General features: G+C 73.1%; 3 protein-coding genes. All 3 read right to left on the bottom strand.

Annotation, left to right across the window (positions count from 1 at the left end; all coding sequences use genetic code 11):
* A partial coding sequence (locus KN815_RS48240) for a TIGR02234 family membrane protein (RefSeq protein ID WP_216348088.1) occupies window positions 1–572 on the bottom strand: 572 nt, incomplete at its 3' end.
* A gap of 68 nt (window positions 573–640) precedes the next feature.
* Window positions 641–2,131: an anthranilate synthase component I gene (locus KN815_RS48235; RefSeq protein WP_216348087.1), complete on the bottom strand. Its 1,491-nt coding sequence runs from the start codon at window positions 2,129–2,131 to the stop codon at window positions 641–643.
* Window positions 2,132–2,252: 121 nt separating this feature from the next.
* Window positions 2,253–2,618: a phosphoribosyl-AMP cyclohydrolase gene (gene hisI, locus KN815_RS48230; protein ID WP_216348086.1), complete on the bottom strand. Its 366-nt coding sequence runs from the start codon at window positions 2,616–2,618 to the stop codon at window positions 2,253–2,255.
* Between the last annotated feature and the right edge of the window lie 313 nt (window positions 2,619–2,931).

Here is a 2,931-nt window from a genome sequence, read left to right as displayed (position 1 = left end):
GCCCGGCCCGCGGTGCCCGTGGTGCCCGCGCGCTCGTACCGCCCGGACATGGCCGGCCAGTGGCGGCCGTAGCCCAGCGCGAGCACACCCGCGAGCAGCAGCAGCACGCCTCCGGCCGCGGCGACCCACGGCCAGGGGGTGTACGCCACATCGTGGATGGGGCTGTGGGTCAGACCGCTCACCTTGGACGCCTTCTCCTCCAGCGCCGCCTTGTCGGTCGCGCCGAGGGCCGAGCTGACGACGATGCCCGCGCCGCTGAGGGCGAGCAGTGCCGAGACGGCGCCACGGCCGAGGCGGCGCACGGCGAAGACCGCGACCAGCGCGGCGAGGCCGACGATCGCCAGCGCGCCGGGCAGCCCGGTGATGTCATCGCCGTTGGCACTCTGCGGGAGAGAGCCCTGGGCGACGGAGGCGGTGCCCTCGGCCCACTTACGGCTGGTGGCCAGCAGGACGAGGGCGGCGCCGAGCGCACCGGCGAGCAGGGCGATGGCGAGGCTGCTTCGGCGGCCGCGCGCGGCGGAGACGGAGGGCTCGTTCTCGGCCCTGGGCTGGGGTACGGCTGCTGCACTCACGCCTACCACTATCCCCCACCCGGGTACGGGACCGTCTCCGGGTGGCGGATATTGGGAACTACCGGGAACTACCGCCCCAGCCGGCCCGCCGCGTGCACCGCCCGCAGCACGGCCGCCGCCTTGTTGCGGCACTCCGCGTCCTCGGCCGTCGGATCGGAGTCGGCGACGATCCCCGCGCCCGCCTGGACATAGGCCGTGCCGTCGCGCAGCAGCGCGGTGCGGATGGCGATCGCGGTGTCGGAGTCGCCCGCGAAGTCGAGATAGCCGACACAGCCGCCGTAGAGCCCGCGGCGGCTCGGCTCCAGCTCGTCGATGATCTGTAGCGCCCGAGGCTTGGGGGCGCCGGAGAGGGTGCCCGCGGGGAAGCAGGCGGTGAGCACGTCGAAGGCCGTACGGCCCTCGGCGAGGCTGCCGGTGACCGTCGAGACGATGTGCATGACATGGCTGTAGCGCTCGACCGACATGAAGTCGACGACCTCCACACTGCCGGGCTCGCAGACCCGCCCGAGGTCATTGCGCCCGAGGTCGACGAGCATCAGATGCTCGGCCCGCTCCTTGGGGTCGGCGAGCAGCTCCTCCCCGAGGGCCGCGTCCTCCTGCGGAGTGGCCCCCCGGTGGCGGGTACCGGCGATGGGATGCAGCATCGCCCGGCCGTCCTCGACCTTGACCAGGGCCTCCGGGCTGGAGCCCACGACGTCGAAGCCCTCGAACCGGAAGAGGTACATATAGGGGCTCGGGTTGGTGGCGCGCAGCACCCGGTAGACATCGAGGGCACTGGCCGAGCACGGCGTCTCGAACCGCTGCGAGGGGACCACCTGGAACGCCTCGCCCGCGCGGATGCGCTCCTTGATGTCGTCCACGGCCGCCATGAAGTCCTCGCCGCCCCACAGCGCGGTGTACTCGGGCAGCTCGGACTCGGGCAGCGCGGCGGGGTCGGTCGGCACGGGGCGGACCAGGTCGGCGGCCATCGCGTCGAGCCGGGCCACGGCGTCCGCGTACGCCTCGTCCACGCCCGTGTCGAGATCGTTGTGGTTGATCGCGTTGGCGATCAGCAGCACGGTGCCGTCCCAGTGGTCCAGCACCGCGAGGTCCGAGGTGAGCAGCATGGTCAGCTCGGGCAGGCGCAGATCGTCCCGCCCGTGCTCGCCGACCTTCTCCAGGCGGCGGACGATGTCATAGCCGAGGTAGCCGACCATGCCGCCGGTGAACGGCGGCAACTGGACCAGGCCCCCGAGGTCGCGCGGGGTGTGCAGGGTCTCGACGGTGGCGCGCAGCGCCTGGAGGGGGTCGCCCTCGGTCGGCACGCCCACCGGCGGGGTGCCCAGCCAGTGGGTGCGGCCGTCGCGCTCGGTGAGGGTGGCGGAGCTGCGGACGCCGATGAAGGAGTAGCGGGACCAGGAGCGGCCGTTCTCGGCGGATTCGAGGAGGAAGGTGCCGGGGCGCTCGGCGGCCAGTTTGCGGTAGAGGCCCACGGGGGTGTCGCCGTCCGCGAGCAGCTTGCGGCTGACGGGGATGACGCGGCGGTCGGCCGCCAGCTTGCGGAAGGTCTCGAGATCCATCGTGACAACGTCCTGGGTCAAGGGCTGGGGAGCCCGGCGGGCGGGTGCGGTGATCGCCGGTGCACTGGCGGGTCGGCCGGCCGGTGCACCGGTCGGTTCACTGGCCTGTCTACCGGCCTGTCTACCGGCCGAGCGGGAGCTCGTCGGCGTCGAAGCAGGTGCGGTCGCCGGTGTGGCAGGCGGCGCCGACCTGGTCGACCTTGACGAGGATGGTGTCGGCGTCGCAGTCGAGGGCGACGGACTTGACGAGCTGGATATGGCCGGAGGTGTCGCCCTTGACCCAGTACTCCTGGCGGCTGCGGCTCCAGTAGGTGCAGCGGCCGGTGGTGAGGGTGCGGTGCAGCGCCTCGTCGTCCATCCAGCCGAGCATCAGCACCTCACCGGTGTCGTACTGCTGGGCGATGGCGGGCAGCAGGCCGTCGGCGCCGCGCTTGAGGCGGGCGGCGAGGGCCGGGTCGAGGGCGGAGGGGCGGTCGGAGCCGGTCATGCGACCATTCTGCACGCCCGGAGGGGGGTCATCGCGAATGATCTCCGCCGGGCCGGTACGCCGGGCCCGATGGTCGGGTTGTCGGTGGCATGGGGCATGCTTCGGGCATGACGTTTCCGCCGCCGTCGAATGATCCCAACCGGCCTGGAAACGGCGGGGGGTTCGGTCCACCGCCGCAGCCGCAGCAGCAACCACCGTCTCAGCCCCCGCAGCCTCCTCAGCAGCCGCAGCCGCAGCAGCCGCAGCAGGGCTTCGGGCCGCCGCCCCCGGCGGACCAGCCCGCGCGGCCGGGCAGTCCGGGACAGCCGGGCGG

This window comes from Streptomyces niphimycinicus, from assembly GCF_018883605.1.
In the GTDB taxonomy this organism is placed as follows: domain Bacteria; phylum Actinomycetota; class Actinomycetes; order Streptomycetales; family Streptomycetaceae; genus Streptomyces; species Streptomyces niphimycinicus.
This window is presented reverse-complemented; position numbering and strand designations above follow the sequence as displayed.

What these genes read in the sequence shown, in the direction of transcription:
- KN815_RS48235 (WP_216348087.1), bottom strand. Translation starts at nt 2,131, where the DNA reads ATGGATCTCGAGACCTTCCGCAAGCTGGCGGCCGACCGCCGCGTCATC.
- hisI (WP_216348086.1), bottom strand. Translation starts at nt 2,618, where the DNA reads ATGACCGGCTCCGACCGCCCCTCCGCCCTCGACCCGGCCCTCGCCGCC.